The following is an 18253-nucleotide window of genomic DNA, read 5'->3' on the forward strand; positions in this document are numbered from 1 at the left end:
TCCTCGTACGTTCTGCGATATGCCGGCGTCAGTTGGACTTCGCCGTGATCCACACGGTGATGGCGACCAATGCGCCGATGCCGAAGATCCAGATGAACAGACCTTCCGAGACGGGTCCGAGGGATCCGAGGTCCATGCCGCCGACCTGCGGCGCGTTCTGCTGGAAGAGCAGCGCCGAGATGATGTCGCGCTTGTCTTCGGCCGAAAGGTTCATGTTGCCGAAGACCGGCATGTTCTGAGGTCCAGTGACCATGGCCGCGTACATGTGCAGCGCGCTGGTCTTCATCAGGCCCGGTGCGTACTTGCCCTCGGTCAGGGCGCCGCCGGCGCCGGCGACGTTGTGGCACATCGCGCAGTTGATGCGGAACAGCTCGGCGCCGTGCGCCACGTCGCCCTTGCCGTCGAGGATCTTCTCCTCGGGGTAGGTCGGGCCGGGAGCCACGGACTGCACCCACGCGGCGACGTTCTTGATCTGCTCCTCGGAGAACTGCGGGTGCTTCTGCGGAGCCTGCGGGCCCTGCATCTGCAGCGGCATGCGCCCGGTGGACATCTGGAACTCGACCGCGAGCTCGCCGACGCCGTACAGGCTGGGCCCGGTGGCGGTGCCCTGCAGGTTCATGCCGTGACAGGTGGCGCAGTTCGCCTGGAACAGCTTCTGCCCGTCCTCGGTCGAGACCGCGGCGGTGACGGACGCCGGCTCGGTCGCGGCGAACGCCGCACTCGCACCGGCGTAGACGCCGCCGGTGATCATCAGGCCTGCGCCGATCAGTGCCGCGGCAGCCAGGGGGCTGCGACGGCCGGTACGGCGCTTCTTCTCACGTGCCATGTCGGGAATCCGCTCCGCTTCTTACTTGAGGAAATAGATGACGAAGAACAGCACGATCCAGACGACGTCGACGAAGTGCCAGTAGTAGGACACCACGATCGCGGTCGTCGCCTCCTTGTGCGTGAAGTTCTTGACGGCGAAGGCCCGGCCGAGGGTCAGCAGGAACGCGACCAGACCGCCGGTGACGTGCAGGGCGTGGAAGCCGGTGGTGATGTAGAACGCCGAGGCGTAGGAGTCGGCCGAGATCGGCATCCCCTCGGCCACCAGCGTCGAGTACTCCCAGACCTGACCCGACACGAAGAAGGCGCCCATGGCGAAGGTCAGCCAGAACCACTCGACCATGCCCCAACCGAACAGGTAGCGCTTGCCAGCGAGGTTCTTCTGTCCCTTCGCAAGCCGGTAGGGCTGCATGTCCTCAGCTGCGAACACGCCCATCTGGCACGCCACGGAGGAGAGCACCAGCACCAAGGTGTTGATCGCGGCGAACGGCACGTTCAGCTGCTCGGTTCGCGCGGCCCACAGCTCCGGAGAGGTGCTGCGCAGGGTGAAGTAGATCGCGAAGAGTCCCGCGAAGAACATCACCTCACTGCCGAGCCAGACAATGGTTCCCACAGCCACCGGGTTGGGGCGCTTGATCGTTCTCGCCACCGGGGCATACGTCGCTGAGGTCGTCACCTGTCCATTATGGCCGATCCGAGACGCCGATTGTCGCACCGGCGACGGCGGTTCAGCTCGTCCGGGCCTCGGTGTGACCTCGGAACCAGCCGCGAATCCCCTGAGAGACGCGGGCTTGCGGGCGGGTCGCGGATTGCCGGAGCGGGGATCACGACTGCATCACATCGCTAGGATCGCTGGCATGGCGGATGCTCTGACCTGGCCCGATGTCCTCTCCACGCTCCTCGCCGGACGCGATCTGAGCGTCTACGAGTCGACCTGGGCGATGCGTCAGGTGATGCGCGGGCAGGCGACCCAGGCGCAGCTGGCCGGTTTCCTCGTCGGGCTGCGTGCGAAGGGGGAGACCATCGATGAGGTGGTCGGTTTCCGCGACGCCATCCTGGAGGCGGCCGTGCCACTCCCCGTGTCCTCGGACGTGCTGGACATCGTGGGCACCGGGGGAGACCGGATCGGGACCGTGAACGTGTCAACGACGGCCGCCATCATCATCGGGGCGACCGGCATCCCCGTCGTCAAGCACGGGAACCGCGCGGCGAGCTCGGCATCCGGGTCCTCCGACGTCCTCGGCGCGTTGGGACTCCAGCTCACGCTCGACCCCCAGGCAGTCGCCGAGATCCTCGACCGCACGGGCATCACCTTCGCCTGGGCGGGGGCCTTCCATCCCGGGTTCAAGAACGCGGGCGGCGTGCGAGCGGAGCTCGGCGTGCCGACCGTGTTCAACATGCTGGGCCCGCTCTGCAATCCGGCGCGTGCGGAGGCGAACGCCGTGGGCGTCGCACAGCTCGACCGGGTGCCGCTGATCACGGGCGTGTTCCGTACCCGCGGTGCCACGGCGCTCGTGTTCCGCGGCGATGACGGGCTGGATGAGCTCACGACCACCGGGCACAGCCGCATCTGGGAGGTCACCCGCGGTGACATCCACGAGCACGACCTCGATCCGCGCGACCTGGGGATCCCGCTCGCGGAGCTGACCGACCTGATCGGCGGATCCCCGGAGCACAATGCCGGCGTGCTGCGCCGCACGCTGGAAGGCGAGCGCGGTGCGGTGCGCGACATCGTGCTGCTGAACGCGGCGGCGGGCATCGTCGCCTACGAGCTGTCCCACGACCCCGCACAGGCGCAGGTCGCGATCGTGGACCGTCTGCGTGCGGCACTCGTGCGAGCGGAGGCCGCCGTCGACGACGGGCGCGCGATCGCGAAGCTGGACGCATGGGTCGCGGCGTCCCAGGAGCTCGCCGCGAGCTGACGGGCCGGGGAGGGCCGACATGGATCCGCAGGAGGCGCTGCTCGAGATCGCCAGGCTGCTCGAGCGCGAGCGGGCCTCGCGCTACCGGGCCAAGGCGTTCCGCGCCGCCGCGGCCACGTATGCCGAACTCCCCGAGGACGCCAGGTCGGATCTGAACCGGATCCAACAGGCGAAGGGAATCGGATCCTCGACGTTCGAGGTCATCCGACAGGCGCTCGACGGGCGGACGCCGTCCTATCTCGTCGAGCTGCGCGGCGAGGTCGAGCCGGAGATCGCGTCGGAGCTGCGGTCCCGGCTGCGCGGCGATCTGCATGCGCACACGGAGTGGTCGGACGGCACGACGCCGATCGCCGCGATGGCCGATGCCGCGCGCGCCCTGGGGCACGAGTACCTCGCGATCACCGACCACTCTCCGCGGCTGCGCGTCGCGCGCGGGCTCAGCTCCGAGCGGCTGCGCACGCAGCTGCCCCAGGTGCGCGCGCTCAGCGGCGACGGGCTCACGATGCTCACCGGGATCGAGGTCGACATCCTCGATGACGGGGGTCTGGATCAGGAGGACGGACTGCTCGGGGAACTCGACATCGTGGTCGCGTCCGTGCATTCCAAGCTGGCCATGGATCCGGGGCCGATGACGCGGCGCATGGTCGCCGCGGTCTCGAACCCGCGCGTGAGCGTGCTCGGACATGTCACGGGGCAGCTCGTGCAGGGTGAGCGAGGCACCCGGCCGCCGTCGAGGTTCGACGCCCGTGCCGTCTTCGAGGCGTGCGCCGAGAACGGCGTCGCGGTCGAGATCAACTCCCGACCGGAGCGCCATGATCCGCCGGACGATCTGCTCGCGCTCGCCCTGGACCTCGGCTGCCTGTTCTCGATCGACTCCGACGCGCACGCGCCGGGGCAGCTTTCGCTGCTGGATCACGGCGCCGAGCGGGCCGAGCGCGCCGGGATTCCGACGGAGCGGATCGTGACGACCTGGGGGCTCGAGCGGCTGCTGCGCTGGGCGGGCTGAACGCGGGCTGCCGGCGGACGCCCTCACGCGGTGCGGCTGAGCGCCTCCAGCGCGCGGGCCATCGAGGTGCCGAGGTTCCACCGCTCGGCCACGCCGACGGCGGCGGCGGTCTCGGCGGCGTCGAGCGGCCGCAGCGGCTCGGCGGGGACGGAGATCGGCAACGCGGTCGCGACGCGCACCACGGTGGGGGCGACATCGAGGTAGTCCGAGGCGGCGAGGATCTTCTTCGCCACGCCCGCCGACATGCCCTCCGCGCTCTCGGCGGCGGCGCGGATCGCGACAAGGTCGCCGTGCACGGCGAGGAGGTTCGCCGCGGTCTTCTCGCCGACCCCGGCCACGCCGGGGAGCCCATCGGAGGCGTCGCCGCGCATCGTCGCGAAGTCGGCGTACTGGCTCGGGAGCACCCCGTGCTTGCGCACCACCGCCTCCTCGGTGAGGTCCTCGAGGTTGCTCATGCCGCGACCGGTATAGATCACCCGGACGCCTCGGGCGTCGTCCACGAGCTGGAACAGGTCCCGGTCCCCGGTGATGATGTCGACGGGCATCTCCGCGACGGTCGCCAGCGTGCCGATCACGTCGTCGGCCTCATGTGCGGCGACCCCGATGATAGGGATCCGGAGTGCGCCGAGCGCTTCCCGGATGATCGGGATCTGCGCCTCGAGCGGATCCGGCACCTCCTCGACGTCGGCTCCGCCCGAGACCACCTCGACGACGCGGTGCGCCTTGTAGCTGGGAATGAGGTCGACCCGCCACTGCGGACGCCAGTCGTCGTCCCAGCAGGCGACGAGGTGAGTGGGCCGGTAGGCCGTGACGAGCCTCGCGATCATGTCCAGCAGCCCGCGGGCTGCGTTCACCGAGGTGCCGTCCGGCGCCTTGACCGCGTCGGGCACGCCGTAGAAGGCGCGGAAGTAGAGGCTGGCGGTGTCGAGGAGGAGCAGCTTCGGAGCGGCGTCGGTCATCCCCACAGTCTGCCAGGGCCGTCATCGCATCCGTCCAGGAGCGCGGGAAGCCGGCCCCGGGGAACATCACGCGGAAGCGCGGCGTTGGTCACTGCTGTGCCGGACGGTCGAGGGGCGCGGGCCGCGAGAATGCGGTCACCGGAACGCTCAGCGACCTGATAGCATGAGGTGTCACCGGTGGGGGGTTCCTCCTGCGTGCGTGACGACCAAGACACATTCAATTCGCCGCGGTGCGATCCTGTGCTCTGCTGAGCGCGTGCCGCGGCCCGAGTATCCATCAACAAGGACAACCCACTACATGACTACCGCAACGGCCGCCCCGGCCACCAAGCAGGTCGCGATCAACGACATCGGATCTGCCGAGGACTTCCTGGCTGCGGTCGAGAAGACCCTGAAGTTCTTCAACGACGGCGACATCATCGAGGGCACGATCGTCAAGATCGACCGCGACGAGGTCCTCCTCGACGTCGGCTACAAGACCGAGGGCGTCATCCCCTCGCGTGAGCTGAGCATCAAGCACGACGTCGACCCCAACGAGGTCGTCTCCGTCGGCGACCAGGTCGAGGCCCTCGTCCTCCAGAAGGAGGACAAGGAAGGCCGTCTGATCCTGTCCAAGAAGCGCGCCCAGTACGAGCGCGCCTGGGGCGACGTGGAGAAGATCAAGGAGAACGACGGCGTCGTCACCGGTCAGGTCATCGAGGTCGTCAAGGGTGGACTCATCGTCGACATCGGCCTCCGCGGCTTCCTGCCGGCATCGCTCATCGAGCTGCGCCGCGTCCGCGACCTGACGCCGTACCTCGGTCAGGAGCTCGAGGCCAAGATCCTCGAGCTCGACAAGAACCGCAACAACGTGGTCCTCTCGCGCCGCGCCCTGCTCGAGCAGACGCAGTCCGAGTCGCGCACCACGTTCCTCAACAACCTGCACAAGGGTCAGGTCCGCAAGGGCGTCGTGTCGTCGATCGTGAACTTCGGTGCGTTCGTCGACCTCGGTGGCGTGGACGGCCTCGTGCACGTCTCCGAGCTGTCCTGGAAGCACATCGAGCACGCCTCCGAGGTCGTCGAGGTGGGCCAGGAGGTCACCGTCGAGATCCTCGAGGTCGACCTCGACCGCGAGCGCGTCTCCCTGTCGCTGAAGGCGACGCAGGAGGACCCGTGGCAGGTCTTCGCCCGCACCCACGCCATCGGCCAGGTCACCCCGGGCAAGGTCACCAAGCTCGTTCCGTTCGGTGCGTTCGTGCGCGTCGCGGACGGCATCGAGGGCCTCGTGCACATCTCGGAGCTGTCCAGCAAGCACGTCGAGCTGGCCGAGCAGGTCGTCTCGGTGGGCGAAGAGGTCTTCGTCAAGGTCATCGACATCGACCTCGAGCGTCGCCGCATCTCGCTGTCGCTGAAGCAGGCCAACGAGTCGGTCGACCCGTACGGCACCGAGTTCGACCCGGCCCTGTACGGCATGCTCGCCGAGTACGACGAGAACGGCGAGTACAAGTACCCGGAGGGCTTCGACGCCGAGACCGGTGCGTGGAAGGACGGCTTCGACGCCCAGCGGGAGGCATGGGAGCAGGAGTACGCGGCTGCCCAGGCTCGCTGGGAGGCGCACAAGGCGCAGGTCATCAAGGCCGCCGAGGCCGAGGCCGCTGCGGGCGACGACTTCAGCGCGAGCGCGCAGTCGTTCTCGAGCGACTCCGCCGGCGCCGGCACGCTGGCCGACGACGAGGCTCTCGCGGCTCTGCGCGAGAAGCTCTCGGGCGGCAACGCGTAAGCGTCACCCTTCGACGAACGGGCCGTCACCTCGCCTCCGGGCAGGTGGCGGCCCGTTCCGCATGTGCTGGAAACACGGCCCAGTGCCTTCGCCGGCTCGCCGCGGACGACGCCCCGCGGACGTGTGAGGATGGAGGACATGGATCCGATCGCGCTGCGTCCCCGAGCTGCGCGACGTCGGATCCGCGTTCGGTGACGTTCGTCGGTCACGCCCCGGGATCCCCTGCGTACCGGCGGCTCATCCTCGGCCTGTTCTTCGCGGGCATCGCGACGTTCGCGCAGTTGTATGCGCCGCAGGCGGTGCTGCCGCAGCTTGCCCGCGACCTCGCCGTGGATCCGGCGACCGCCGCGTTGAGCGTCTCCGCCGCCACGCTGGGGTTGGCGGCGTCGGTGATCGGCTGGTCCGTCGTCGCGGACCGGATCGGCAGAGTGCCCGCGATGGCGGTCGGAGTGATCACGGCGACCACGCTGGGGATGCTCGCGCCTTTCGGCGGCGACATCGTCGTCCTGCTCGCCCTGCGCTGCGCCGAGGGGGTGGCGCTGGGGGCCGTGCCCGCCGTCGCGCTCGCCTACCTCGCCGAGGAGGTGGGTCCCCGCCACGCGGCCGCGGCCGCGGGCAGCTACATCGCGGGCACGACGGTCGGAGGGCTCGCAGGGCGGATCGTGTCGGGTCTCGTCGCCGAGGCCACGGGGTGGCAGGCGGGAGTGTGGGCCGCGACGGGACTCTGCGCGGTGGCCGCCGGCCTGTTCCTGTGGCTCGCGCCGCGGTCGCAGGGCTTCGTGCCGCTGCGGCTGGGCGCGGACCGCGGTTCCGGCGTCGCGACACGACTGCTCGCCCTGCTGCGCTCTCCCCGCCAGCTGGCGCTGTACGCCCAGGCGTTCCTGCTGATGGGTGCGTTCGTGGCGGTGTACAACTACCTCGGCTTCCATCTCTCCGCTGCGCCATTCGCGCTGCCCGCATGGTTCGTGACGCTGCTCTTCCTCGCCTATCTCGCGGGGACGGCATCGTCGCCGTGGGCCGGCGTCCTGGCCTCGCGGGCGGGGCGGTACCCCGTACTGCTGGGATCGATCGCGGTGATGGCCGGCGGCGCCGCGCTCATGCTGGTGCCGCTGACGGCTGTCGTGCTGCTCGGCCTGGTGCTCTTCACGGCGGGATTCTTCGGCGCCCACGCGGTGGCATCCGGGTGGACTCCGGTCGCCGCCTCCGCGGAGAGCCGCGCGCAGGCGTCGTCGCTCTACTACTTCGCCTACTACGCGGGCTCGAGCCTGTTCGGGTGGGCGCTCGGCATCGCGTTCGCGGCATGGGGTTGGGCGTGGTTCGGGGGGATCGTGATCGGGATGTGCGCGTCTGCCGCCCTGGCCGCGGTCATCGCACTGCGCGCGGCGGATCCATCGGCCGGAGTGCGGAACGGGCGTCCCTGACGGCGGGTGCGGATCCCGTGCGAGACTGGCAGCATGCCCCTCATCGCGCTCACCGGCGGCATCGCGTCGGGCAAGTCCACGATCGCGGCGCGGCTCGCCGCGCACGGCGCCGTCGTCATCGACGCCGATCGGATCGTCCGCGACGTGCAAGCACCGGGCTCGCCCGTGCTCGCGCGCATCGCGGCCGAGTTCGGCACCGAGATGATCCAGGCCGACGGGGCTCTGGACCGGGCGAGACTCGGAGCGCGGGTCTTCGGCGACGCGGATGCGCTCGGCCGTCTGAACGCCATCGTGCATCCCGCCGTGAAGGCGGAGTCGCAGCGGCGGTTCGCCGAGGCGCTGACCGCGGATCCTTCCGCCGTCGTGGTGTACGACGTCCCGCTGCTGGTGGAGGCGCGCGTGGACGACCCCTGGGACCTGATCGTGGTCGCCGACGCCCCGGCCTCCGAGCGCGAGGACCGGCTCGTGCGGGAACGTGGTCTCGACCGCGACGAGGCGCGGAAGCGGATCGCGTCGCAGGTGCCGGACGAGCGTCGTCGCGAGATCGCGGACGTTCTCGTCGACACGGCGGGGTCGCTGGCGGATACTCTCCGGCAGGCGGACGAGCTGTGGCAGCGGCTGCAGACCGAGTCTCGGGCGTGACCCCATTGCTGGCTGAGTACGACCGGCAGCTGCGCGGCGAGGCGGAGCTGGCGGGCGCCGAGAGCATCCGGAGGATCGGTCCGGCCTGGGTCGGCGTGTTCCCGGGCGGCGCCGGTTTCGCGAGCTATGCCGATCTCGCGGGGCTGGGGGAGCGCCGCATCCGATCGCTGGTTCAGGAGGTGCGCGCGCATTTCGAGGCGCTCCCCGGAGTGGGCTCGGCGGAGTGGAAGACCCGCGGACACGACGTCGCACCCGGCCTCGAGACCGCGCTGCGTGATGCCGGTTTCTTCCCGGAGGAGGTCGAGTCGGTGATGCTCGGGGAGGCAGCCGCCCTCGCGGTCGACGTGCCGGTGCCCGAGGGCGTGGTGCTGCGCGAGGTGCGCGACGACGAGGGCATCGTCGCGATGGAGCGGATGCAGGCGGCCGTGTTCGGGCACGGCGACGGCGAGCAGCGGGCGCAGCACATGATCGCCCGTGTCGCGGCCGGCGACGATGTCGTGCTCTGGGTCGCGGAGGCCGAGGGGCGCGTGATCAGTGCCGGGCGCCTCGAACCTGTCGGCGGAACCGAGTTCGCAGGGGTCTGGGGTGGTGCGACCGTGCCGGAGTGGCGGGGCCGAGGCGTGTACCGGGCCCTGACGGCGAAGCGCGCCCAGGCTGCTCTGCAGCGCGGGCTGCGCTATCTGCACTCCGATTCGACCGAGTTCTCCCGACCGATCCTCGAGCGGTCCGGCATGCGCAAGGTCACGACCACCACGCCGTACGTCTGGACGCGCGGGGGCTGACGGCTATTCGGCGACCGCACGGGCGCGGCGCCGTCGGGATCGTCGGCGCACCACGACGGCGATCCCGACGATCAGGGCGACCAGCAGGATCGCGGCGACCACCGGCACGATGATCGCCGCCGCGCTCAGGAGGAACGCCGCGATGTCCTCCGTCGTGCTGAGCACGGGGGCGGCGACGCCCGCCGTGGCCACGTTCGCGGCGACTCGCCCAGTCGCCTTGACCGCGTGCACGGCGAGGGCGATGACGATTCCGGCGACGATGGGGATCCAGGTGTGCTCGGAGAAGAACGTGCCGGGGTCGTCGACGGCGACGGTCCGCGCGCTCGCGCCGGCACCGAACGCGATGCCGCCGGCGGCGGGCCGGACGATGCTGTGCACGATGTCGTTCAGCGAGTCCAGCGCGGGGATCTTGTCCGCCACGATCTCCAGGACGAGCAGGGCGCCGATGATCCAGAGTGCGATGTCGCTGCCCAGCCAGGACCAGCCCGCGGGGAGGGCCACGGCGGGCAGGAGCTTCGCCGCCAGGCCGAGCAGGAACAGCGGGATCCAGGCGTTCAGGCCGGCGGCCGCGGCAAGGCTGGATCCGATCACGAACTCGATCACGGCACCACTGTAGGGGACCACCGGTGATATGCCACATATTGCCCGCTGATCAGGATGTACTGACGTCGACGATCGGAGGAGCCAACCGATCGAACAGTTTGTTCATATGGTTTGCAATATTCGAGAGGATCATATATCTTCGCTCGTGGGGCAGTGCGGGGAAGCGCTGTGGGGACAATGGGGAAAGGCTCTGGGGAAGTCTGGGGGCTGGACGCATTGCGTCTCCGTCGTGCGCGTCGAACCCGCGCCGTGCGCGATCTCGGTTTCTGAGCCACCGCTCAACCGATATCTGGAGTGCAATCATGACCGACGTCAAGAGCGGCCTCTCGCGCCGCACCGTGATCAAGGGCGCAGCGTGGTCGGTGCCTGTCATCGCCATCGCCGCTGCCGCACCGATGGCAGCGGCCAGCGGCCAGCCGACGAGCGTGGGCTCGCTCGTGGAGTCCTCACCCAACATCAAGGACACGACGCTGTCCGCATCGAGTTCTCGAGTCGAGAGCTGCTTCGCCACCGACAACTTCCAGAACGTCACGTTCAACCTCACGGCGACCGTGGCATGGGACGGCACGGCGGATGGCGTCCCCGGCTTCACGCTGGCGGGCAGCGGTGTCCGGTCCGCCGGCAACGTCTGGCGGATCGTATCGGCCACGGCCACGCTCGTCACGCTCGCGTCCACTCAGGCGGTGTCGTGCTTCAGCGGGATCACTGGCTTCGAGCTGGACTACAACAACGTGCTGGGCTCGCAGCCGGGGCTGAAGTCGATGACGCTCAACATCTCGGGCGTGAGCGCCGACGGCACGCGGAAGATCGACGGTCTCGTCTCCGCGCTCGACGGGTACACGCCGGTCGTCGGTCCGAAGGTGCACGACGTCTGATCCGCCCGATCCGATGAGGAGCCTCCGACGCCGATGTCGGAGGCTCCTCGTAGTGTTAAGGGATGCAACCCACGCGTTCGGTCCGACCGTTCGAAGTCGTCTCGGAATATGTGCCCGCCGGTGATCAGCCGCAGGCCATCGCCGAGCTCGCTGCGCGCATCAACGCCGGGGAGACCGACGTGGTGCTGCTCGGTGCGACCGGAACCGGCAAGTCCGCGACGACGGCATGGCTCATCGAGCAGGTGCAGCGGCCCACCCTCGTGCTCGCGCACAACAAGACGCTCGCCGCACAGCTCGCGAATGAGTTCCGCGACCTGATGCCGAACAACGCGGTCGAGTACTTCGTCTCGTACTACGACTACTACCAGCCCGAGGCGTACGTCCCGCAGACGGACACGTTCATCGAGAAGGACTCGTCGGTCAACGCCGAGGTGGAGCGACTGCGCCACTCCACGACGAACTCGCTGCTCAGTCGCCGTGACGTGGTGGTCGTCTCGACGGTCTCCTGCATCTACGGCCTCGGCGCGCCTGAGGAGTATCTGCGCGCCATGGTCGCGCTGCAGGTGGGGGAGAGGTACGACCGCGACGCGCTGATCCGGCAGTTCATCGCCATGCAGTACAACCGCAACGACGTCGACTTCTCGCGCGGCAACTTCCGCGTGCGCGGGGACACGATCGAGATCATCCCCGTCTACGAGGAGCACGCGATTCGCATCGAGCTGTTCGGCGATGAGATCGAGGCCCTGTACTCGCTGCATCCGCTCACCGGAGAGGTGATCGCCAAGCTCGACTCCGTGCCGATCTTCCCGGCGTCGCACTACGTCGCGGGCACCGACGTCGTGCAGCGCGCGATCGGTCAGATCGAGGACGAGCTGACGGAGCGGCTCGCCGAGCTCGAGCGTCAGGGCAAGCTGCTCGAGGCGCAGCGCCTGCGCATGCGGACGTCGTTCGACCTGGAGATGCTGCAGCAGCTCGGATTCTGCTCCGGCATCGAGAACTACTCGCGGCACATGGACGGCCGCGAGGCGGGCGAGCCGCCGCACACGCTGTTGGACTTCTTCCCCGACGACTTCCTCCTCGTCATCGACGAGTCGCACGCGACAGTTCCCCAGATCGGCGCGATGTACGAGGGCGATGCGTCTCGCAAGCGCACCCTCGTCGATCACGGCTTCCGTCTGCCCAGTGCGCTGGACAACAGGCCGTTGCGGTGGGACGAGTTCAAGAATCGGATCGGGCAGACGGTCTACCTCTCCGCCACGCCCGGCAAGTACGAGATGGGCATCGCTGACGGCGTCGTCGAGCAGATCATCCGCCCGACCGGCCTGGTGGATCCGCAGATCGTCGTGAAGCCCTCGAAGGGTCAGATCGACGACCTGCTGGAGGAGATCCGCCTGCGTGTGGAACGCGACGAACGCGTGCTGGTCACCACGCTCACGAAGAAGATGGCCGAGGAGCTCACCGACTTCCTTGGAGAGCACGGGGTCCGGGTCCGCTACCTGCACTCTGATGTCGACACCCTCCGACGCGTCGAACTGCTCACCGAGCTGCGCGCAGGCGTCTATGACGTGCTCGTCGGTATCAACCTGCTCCGTGAGGGCCTCGACCTGCCGGAGGTGTCTCTGGTCGCGATCCTCGACGCCGACAAGGAGGGGTTCCTCCGCAGCGGCACATCGCTCATCCAGACCATCGGCCGAGCGGCGCGCAACGTGTCCGGCCAGGTGCACATGTACGCCGACAACATGACGGATTCAATGCGGAACGCGATCGAGGAGACCGAGCGGCGCCGCGAGAAGCAGATCGCGTACAACACCGCGAACGGCATCGATCCGCAGCCGCTGCGGAAGCGCATCGCAGACATCACCGATGTGCTCGCGCGCGAAGGCGCCGACACGGCGGAGATGCTCGCCAAACGCACCAAATCGGGGCGAGGCAAGTCGCCGACTCCGAACCTGCGGCGCGTGGGCATCGCGGCGGAGGGCGCGGAGCAGCTCGAGGACACGATCGCGGATCTGTCCGCTCAGATGCTGGCGGCGGCGGGAGAGCTCAAGTTCGAGCTGGCCGCGCGCCTGCGGGATGAAGTGCAGGACCTGAAGAAGGAGCTGCGCGCCATGGAGCGGGCCGGGCATGCCTGACCCGCGTCGTGCGGGGTGACGGAGGAGGCGACTTGGTGGACGCGGCGGTGGTCGAACTGGCGGATCGGATCCGCGCGCTGCTCGGCGGTGCGGGTGAGATCGAGGAGCGCGGGATGTTCGGCAGTCGCGCCTTCCTGAGCGAAGGGCGGATCCTGGTCGGAGCGCGCAAGGGCGGGACGCTGCTGGTGCGCGTCGGCGCGGAGCGCGCCGCCGTGCTGCTGACCGAGCCGGGAGTCGCTCGCGCCGTCATGGGTGCGCGCACGATGAGTGAGAACTGGCTCGACGTGGCACCCGAGGTCGTCTCGGACGATAGGGCGCTCATGGAGTGGATCGATCTCGCTCGGGAGGATGCCGGCGCGGCCTGATGTGCGGCGCGCCGCGCTCGGCCGGCGAGCCGGTCGCGTCATCGGCGGCCGGGCTCAGGGGCAGTGCATGAGCGGTTTCGGCCCGCTGCGGTCGATCTCGTGCGCCGTCATCGGCGCGCCGCACAGCGGGCAGCCGCGTTGCGCGCGCTCCGCGGCCGACGGGGGCGGCGTCGCCTCATAGGGACCGACCGAGGCGGGGCCGGCGAAGCGGATGAGGTTCGTGTTGATCCATGCGTAGAGGCCACCCGCCTCGCGGATGCGCTGGCGGAGCGGCGGGTGCTCCACAGGACTGTTCGTCATGATAATTAGTGTACTAATGATTAGGGTGATTGGTAACATCGCGAGGTGACCGATCCCAGCCCCGATGATCTGCTCCGCCTGGACAACCAGTTGTGCTTCGCCCTCGTGACGGCGGCGCGCAACGTGGTCGGCGTCTACCGTCCGATCCTCGAGCCGCTCGGTCTCACGCATCCCCAGTATCTGGCGATGCTGGCGCTGTGGGAGCGGTCGCCGCGATCGCTCGGCGAGTTGGCGACGGCTTTGGCCATGGATCCGGCGACGGCCTCGCCGCTTGTGAAGCGGCTCGAGTCCGACGGGCTGATCGAGCGGCAGCGCAGCGCCGCCGACGAACGCCGCCTCGACATCGCCCTCACGCCGAAGGGGGCGGCCCTCAGGGCACGGGCCCTGGACGTGCCCCGGCAGGTGATGGCGCGGCTCGGCATGACGGTGCCGGAGGTGGAGGCCGTGCGCGACGCCTTGAACCGGTTCGCCGGCGCCGTCGACCTCTGATGTGCTCGGCGTGAGGACTCCCGCGGCGATCGGCGGCTCACGATGATCGCCGCGGCCGGCGGCAGCGCATAGGGTGAGGGAATGGTCCGCGACGACCCGCTCGTTCGCACCCCGCCGCTTTCCGGAATGTTCGTGGGTGTGGTGCTTCTCGCCGCGCTGCTCATGGCCATCGCGTCCTTGCAGGGCGTTCCCCGGTTCGGTGACATCGCGTTCGAGCATCGGATCCCGGCACCCACGCCCACAGCCGGCACGCAGACGCCCGGCGCCGGAGAGACTGGGCTTCTCGACAGCCCGATCCTGGGTGTCATCGTCGTCGTGATCGAGCTCGTCATCGCTCTCGGCTTCCTTCTGCTGCTCGGGTGGCTGTTCTGGCGTATGGCTCGCGCGCTCTGGATCGCCCGTCCGATGAGCCGCGAGGCAGGCAGCGCGGTCGAGGTCGGCGAGGCCTCGGCCACCGGGGAGGAGGCGGTGGACGCCGGGACGATCCGCACCGCGGCGGCGAGCGCACAGGAGGAGATCGACGCGCACCGCGACCCCGGCGACGCGATCGTCGCCGCATGGGTGCAGCTGGAGGAGGCATCGGCGCGCGCCGGGCGCGCCCGCGTGCCCTCCGAGACCCCGGGGGAGTTCGCTCTGCGGATCCTGCGCCGGAGGCCGGGGCTGGACGGCGAGCTGGAGACGCTGCTCGGACTGTACGAATCCGTGCGCTTCGGCGGCGAGCGGGCCGACGAGGCCGCACGCGCGACCGCGCGCCGGTGCCTCGCGACCATCGAGGAGGCCTGGCGGTGAAGCGCTGGATCGTGCTGGTCGTGCTGTGGATCGTCGTCGGCGTTCCGGTCGTGCTGCTTCTCGGATTCCTCGGTGTCCCGCTCCCGTTCGGAATCGCCTGGATCCTCGCCTTCGCCGCAGCGCTGCTGATCGCTCAGCAGAGCTTCCTGGACGAGTCCGGTCCGTGGCCGCCGCCTCCTCCTGAGCAGTTCCAGCGCGGATCCGATGTCTCCCGTCTCGCCTGGGCCGTGGACGCGCGCACCGGAGTCGTGGGGATGGCCCTGCGCCGTCGGGTGACCGCGCTCGCCGATCGGCGTCTGGGGGAGTACGGGCTGTCGGCGCACGACGCGGACGCCGACGAGGTCGACGCGATCCTCGGACCCGGCGCGCACGCCGCGCTCGTGGCCGCCGAGATGCGCCGTCCCGATCTGGAGCGGCTCCTGCGCGCCCTGGAGGAACCGCCCGTCCGCCCGAAACGATCCCCGTCCGCCACCACGACCCCGGAGCGAGCATGAGCATCGATCACACGAGAGACGGCGACATCGCCGCCATCACCGACACGGCGGCGCGGGTCCTCGCGGGCGTGCGCACCGCCGTCGTCGGCATGGACGAGCCGCTGACACTCGCCCTGGCCACGATCCTCGCCGGTGGCCATGTGCTGTTCGAGGACGTCCCGGGCCTGGGCAAGACGCTCGCCGCGCGCAGCCTCGCGGCGGCGCTCGGGTTGGAGTTCCGCCGGTTGCAGTGCACGCCCGACATGCTCCCGGGCGATGTCACCGGATCCTTCGTCTATGCGCCCGACTCGGGGGAGTTCCGGTTCCGCCCCGGTCCGATCTTCACCGGCTTGCTGCTCGCGGATGAGATCAACCGCACCACCCCGAAGACCCAGTCCGCGATGCTGGAGGCGATGGCGGAGCGCCAGGTGACGGTCGAGGGACGGCGGTACGCCCTGCCCGAGCCGTTCCACGTGATCGCGACGTCCAACCCCATCGAGTACGAGGGCACGTACGCGCTGCCCGAAGCGCAACTGGACCGGTTCATGGTCCGGCTCGCGGTCGGGTATCCGGAGCCCGAGAACGAGGCCGGCATCGTCGAGCAGCGCATCCGGCGGCAGCGGGAGCACACCGAAGTGGACTCCGTGATCGACACCACGGAACTGCTCGCGCTCCAGGCGGCGGTCGAGCGGATCCACGTCGAGGACGACCTGATCCGCTACGCCGTCCATCTCGCGCGGGGGACCCGCACCGCGCAGAACGTCGCGGTGGGGGCCTCGCCGCGCGGATCCCAGGCGCTGATCCTGCTCGCACGAGCCGTCGCGGCCATCGAGGGTCGCGGCTACGTGCGCCCCGACGACGTCAAGCGCATCGCGATCCCCGTGCTCGCGCACCGGCTGACCCTGACCCCTCAGGCCTGGGCGCAGGGCGTGGATCCGACCGGCGTCGTCGCCGGGGTCGTGAACGCGACGCCCGCACCTCCGACGGTGGCGGAGACCGGTGCGATCCGCACATGACCGAGACCCGCTCGACGCTGCGCGCGTGGTTGGACTGGCAGCGCACGCCCATCCTGGCGGCGGCGTTCGCCGGATCCGTGCTTCTCGCGGGCGCGGGCCTGGTGTTCGGCCGTCCTGATGTGATCGCGGCGGGTCTTCCGCTCGCGCTCGCCGCCGTCTGGGCGCTGTGGCGGCCCCCGGGCGCGTCTTCGGTGGAGATCGTGCTGCGCGTGGGCGCTGCTGCGGACCGGGAGGCGGTCCAGGGTGGGATCGAGGTCGTCACGACGGCGGAATGGATCCAGCTCGCCGTCGATCAGGGCGGCGAGCGCACGGGCGAGGTCGAGACGCCTCCGGGGGAGGTGCCGCGCACGCGCACCCGCACCCTGCATTCCGGTCCGTCCGAAGCGCTGGCCGTCTCGGCTCGCGCCCTGCACCATGACGGCGCCTGGGCCAGCGCGCCGACGCCGCGGCTCTCCGCGGTCTGGGCCGCGTCGCCGCGGACGAGACGCATCGCCGAGCTGCCGCTCTCATCTCGGCTGATCGGTCTGCACGGAGCCCATGACGGGCGCCGCGGAGGCACAGGCGGGGACTTTCGCGACATCCATCCGTACGCGCCGGGTGATGAGCTGCGCCGTATCGACTGGCGGGCGACGGCGCGGGTGGCGCGGCGTCCCGGTGAGCTGCTGGTGCGACGCACGAACGCGCTGAGCGACAGCGCTGTCGTCATCGCACTGGACACCGCGGATGACCTGGGGGCCGTGGTTGCCACCTGGGGCAGCGGCGCGACCGCGCACAGCGGACCCACGTCGATGGACCTCGGCCGGGAGGCCGCGCTGTCGGTCGCGGCAGCGGCGATCGGGGCGGGTGACCGCGTCGCGTTCCATGCCCTGTCACCCGGCGGCCGCTCCCTGCGCAGCGGTTCCGGAGCCCGGCACCTGGAGCGGCTGCGCGGCGTGATCGCGGGCACCGGCGCGGACGGCGACGGCACGCGGTACCGGCGCACGCCGCCGGTGCCGCCGGGGTCGATCGTGTTCGTGCTGTCGACGTTCTTCGACGGGGCAGCGGCGGATCTGGCGCTGCGCTGGAGCGCGGGGGGACAGGCCGTCGTGGCGATCGACGTGCTGCCGGCACCGCGGACGCAGCGGCTGACCCCGGCGCAGAACCTCGCCATGCGCACGCTGCTGCTCGAGCGCGCCGGCGTGCTCGACGACCTCCGCGGCGCCGGGGTCGAGGTGGTCTCCTGGGACGCGGACGATCCGATGGCGGCGCTGCGGATCGCGGCTCGCACCGGTCGGCGCGATCGCGGCCGAGGAGCGCGACGATGAGGGGGCCGCACGAGCTGATCGCACCGGGTTCCCTCCCTGCCCCGGTGCTGAGGATCGGCGCCGCGGTGATCATCGTCGGGGGCGTCGTGCTGCTGAACCCGTATCCGCTGTGGTGGTGGGTCGCCGGAGGTGCATCGCTCGTGTCCGTGCTGGCCCCGCGATCGATGGGGTCATGGATCGGCATCGCCTGCATGGCGGTGGGCATGGTCCTGACCGAGCCGTCGGCGGCGCGTACGGCGCTGGCGATCCTGCTGATCCACGCGGCGCACGTCCTCGCCGCCTGGGCATGGGCCGTGCCGTGGCGCTCCCGCATCCGGCCTGCCGTGCTGCTTCCCGGCGTGCGCCGTCTGCTTCTGATCCAGGCGATCGCGCAGTCGGTCGCGGCGCTCATGCTGCTCGCCGTGCCACCGCTGCACGGACCGGGATTCGCGTGGCTGGCGCCGCTCGGGGCCGCTGTCCTCACCGGAGTGAGCGCCGCCGTCCTGCGGGTGTCATGGGGACCGGGGCCCGCGTCGAGGAGGCCGTCCGGCTCCCCGCCGGGAGGCGCTGAGGGGCCTGCCGGATCCAATGTCGGTGGCCGCTCCTAGACTT

General features: G+C 70.2%; 20 protein-coding genes. 15 read left to right on the forward strand and 5 right to left on the reverse strand.

Annotated features, from left to right (window positions below; translation table 11 throughout):
* Nucleotides 1–28: 28 nt before the first annotated feature.
* Nucleotides 29–826 (reverse strand): c-type cytochrome, encoded by a 798-nt coding sequence (locus ACFWCK_RS06750; RefSeq protein WP_233309180.1) that lies wholly within the window; start codon nucleotides 824–826, stop codon nucleotides 29–31.
* A gap of 21 nt (nucleotides 827–847) precedes the next feature.
* Nucleotides 848–1501, reverse strand: a complete 654-nt coding sequence (locus ACFWCK_RS06755) for a heme-copper oxidase subunit III (protein ID WP_378805145.1) — start codon at nucleotides 1499–1501, stop codon at nucleotides 848–850.
* A 181-nt stretch (nucleotides 1502–1682) separates the two neighbouring features.
* On the opposite strand from ACFWCK_RS06755, the gene trpD reads away from it, so the two are divergent.
* Both trpD and ACFWCK_RS06765 read left to right on the forward strand, forming a co-directional pair.
* The gene (gene trpD / locus ACFWCK_RS06760) at nucleotides 1683–2747 is read left to right on the forward strand and encodes an anthranilate phosphoribosyltransferase (RefSeq protein WP_233309181.1); all 1065 of its coding nucleotides are present in this window, start codon (nucleotides 1683–1685) and stop codon (nucleotides 2745–2747) included.
* A gap of 19 nt (nucleotides 2748–2766) precedes the next feature.
* Nucleotides 2767–3753 carry a PHP domain-containing protein gene (locus ACFWCK_RS06765; RefSeq protein ID WP_378805146.1) on the forward strand — a complete coding sequence of 329 codons (987 nt, stop codon included), beginning with the start codon at nucleotides 2767–2769 and terminating at the stop codon, nucleotides 3751–3753.
* A 23-nt stretch (nucleotides 3754–3776) separates the two neighbouring features.
* Here the strand turns inward: ACFWCK_RS06765 and ACFWCK_RS06770 are convergent, their stop codons facing one another.
* A complete protein-coding gene (locus tag ACFWCK_RS06770; RefSeq protein WP_378805148.1) occupies nucleotides 3777–4712 on the reverse strand; it encodes a 5'-3' exonuclease H3TH domain-containing protein in 936 nt (311 codons plus the stop codon).
* Nucleotides 4713–5010: 298 nt separating this feature from the next.
* On the opposite strand from ACFWCK_RS06770, the gene rpsA reads away from it, so the two are divergent.
* The 4 genes from rpsA (at nucleotide 5011) to ACFWCK_RS06790 (ending at nucleotide 9316) form a co-directional block, all read left to right on the forward strand.
* A complete protein-coding gene (gene rpsA / locus ACFWCK_RS06775; protein ID WP_233309184.1) occupies nucleotides 5011–6471 on the forward strand; it encodes a 30S ribosomal protein S1 in 1461 nt (486 codons plus the stop codon).
* 191 nt (nucleotides 6472–6662) lie between these two features.
* Entirely contained in the window at nucleotides 6663–7892 is a 1230-nt protein-coding gene (locus ACFWCK_RS06780) for an MFS transporter (RefSeq protein ID WP_378805150.1), read from the forward strand.
* Between the two features lie 33 nt (nucleotides 7893–7925).
* Entirely contained in the window at nucleotides 7926–8534 is a 609-nt protein-coding gene (coaE, locus tag ACFWCK_RS06785) for a dephospho-CoA kinase (protein ID WP_378805151.1), read from the forward strand.
* On the forward strand, nucleotides 8531–9316 hold the full coding sequence (locus ACFWCK_RS06790) for a GNAT family N-acetyltransferase (protein ID WP_233309187.1): 786 nt from the start codon (nucleotides 8531–8533) through the stop codon (nucleotides 9314–9316). Before coaE ends, ACFWCK_RS06790 begins: the two co-directional genes overlap by 4 nt.
* A gap of 3 nt (nucleotides 9317–9319) precedes the next feature.
* Here ACFWCK_RS06790 and ACFWCK_RS06795 read toward each other — a convergent pair whose 3' ends face one another.
* Nucleotides 9320–9919, reverse strand: coding sequence for a DUF4126 domain-containing protein (locus tag ACFWCK_RS06795; RefSeq protein WP_378805152.1), 600 nt, complete (start codon nucleotides 9917–9919; stop codon nucleotides 9320–9322).
* Between the two features lie 302 nt (nucleotides 9920–10221).
* On the opposite strand from ACFWCK_RS06795, the gene ACFWCK_RS06800 reads away from it, so the two are divergent.
* The 3 genes from ACFWCK_RS06800 to ACFWCK_RS06810 all read left to right on the forward strand — a co-directional run bounded on the left by ACFWCK_RS06800 (nucleotide 10222) and on the right by ACFWCK_RS06810 (nucleotide 13291).
* Nucleotides 10222–10794, forward strand: a complete 573-nt coding sequence (locus ACFWCK_RS06800; protein ID WP_378805154.1) for a hypothetical protein — start codon at nucleotides 10222–10224, stop codon at nucleotides 10792–10794.
* Nucleotides 10795–10856: 62 nt separating this feature from the next.
* Nucleotides 10857–12926 (forward strand): excinuclease ABC subunit UvrB, encoded by a 2070-nt coding sequence (gene uvrB / locus ACFWCK_RS06805; protein WP_233309190.1) that lies wholly within the window; start codon nucleotides 10857–10859, stop codon nucleotides 12924–12926.
* A gap of 35 nt (nucleotides 12927–12961) precedes the next feature.
* Complete coding sequence (locus tag ACFWCK_RS06810; RefSeq protein ID WP_378805956.1) at nucleotides 12962–13291, forward strand: TfoX/Sxy family protein; 330 nt, start codon at nucleotides 12962–12964, stop codon at nucleotides 13289–13291.
* Nucleotides 13292–13345: 54 nt separating this feature from the next.
* Here the strand turns inward: ACFWCK_RS06810 and ACFWCK_RS06815 are convergent, their stop codons facing one another.
* On the reverse strand, nucleotides 13346–13591 hold the full coding sequence (locus tag ACFWCK_RS06815) for a hypothetical protein (RefSeq protein WP_233309191.1): 246 nt from the start codon (nucleotides 13589–13591) through the stop codon (nucleotides 13346–13348).
* A gap of 45 nt (nucleotides 13592–13636) precedes the next feature.
* Between ACFWCK_RS06815 and ACFWCK_RS06820 the strand changes: the two genes are divergently transcribed.
* From ACFWCK_RS06820 to ACFWCK_RS06845, 6 genes are all read left to right on the forward strand, one after another.
* Entirely contained in the window at nucleotides 13637–14080 is a 444-nt protein-coding gene (locus ACFWCK_RS06820) for a MarR family winged helix-turn-helix transcriptional regulator (RefSeq protein ID WP_378805155.1), read from the forward strand.
* Nucleotides 14081–14161: 81 nt separating this feature from the next.
* A complete protein-coding gene (locus tag ACFWCK_RS06825; RefSeq protein WP_233309193.1) occupies nucleotides 14162–14869 on the forward strand; it encodes a DUF4129 domain-containing protein in 708 nt (235 codons plus the stop codon).
* Entirely contained in the window at nucleotides 14866–15363 is a 498-nt protein-coding gene (locus ACFWCK_RS06830; RefSeq protein WP_378805157.1) for a hypothetical protein, read from the forward strand. The genes ACFWCK_RS06825 and ACFWCK_RS06830 overlap by 4 nt, the downstream gene beginning before the upstream one ends.
* A complete protein-coding gene (locus ACFWCK_RS06835) occupies nucleotides 15360–16358 on the forward strand; it encodes an AAA family ATPase (protein WP_378805158.1) in 999 nt (332 codons plus the stop codon). The genes ACFWCK_RS06830 and ACFWCK_RS06835 overlap by 4 nt, the downstream gene beginning before the upstream one ends.
* The gene (locus ACFWCK_RS06840; protein WP_378805159.1) at nucleotides 16355–17662 is read left to right on the forward strand and encodes a DUF58 domain-containing protein; all 1308 of its coding nucleotides are present in this window, start codon (nucleotides 16355–16357) and stop codon (nucleotides 17660–17662) included. Before ACFWCK_RS06835 ends, ACFWCK_RS06840 begins: the two co-directional genes overlap by 4 nt.
* Nucleotides 17659–18249 (forward strand): hypothetical protein, encoded by a 591-nt coding sequence (locus ACFWCK_RS06845; protein WP_378805160.1) that lies wholly within the window; start codon nucleotides 17659–17661, stop codon nucleotides 18247–18249. The genes ACFWCK_RS06840 and ACFWCK_RS06845 overlap by 4 nt, the downstream gene beginning before the upstream one ends.
* The last annotated feature ends 4 nt before the right edge of the window (nucleotides 18250–18253 follow it).

Origin of the sequence: Microbacterium sp. NPDC060117 (assembly GCF_042729315.1) — a bacterium.
GTDB lineage: Bacteria > Actinomycetota > Actinomycetes > Actinomycetales > Microbacteriaceae > Microbacterium.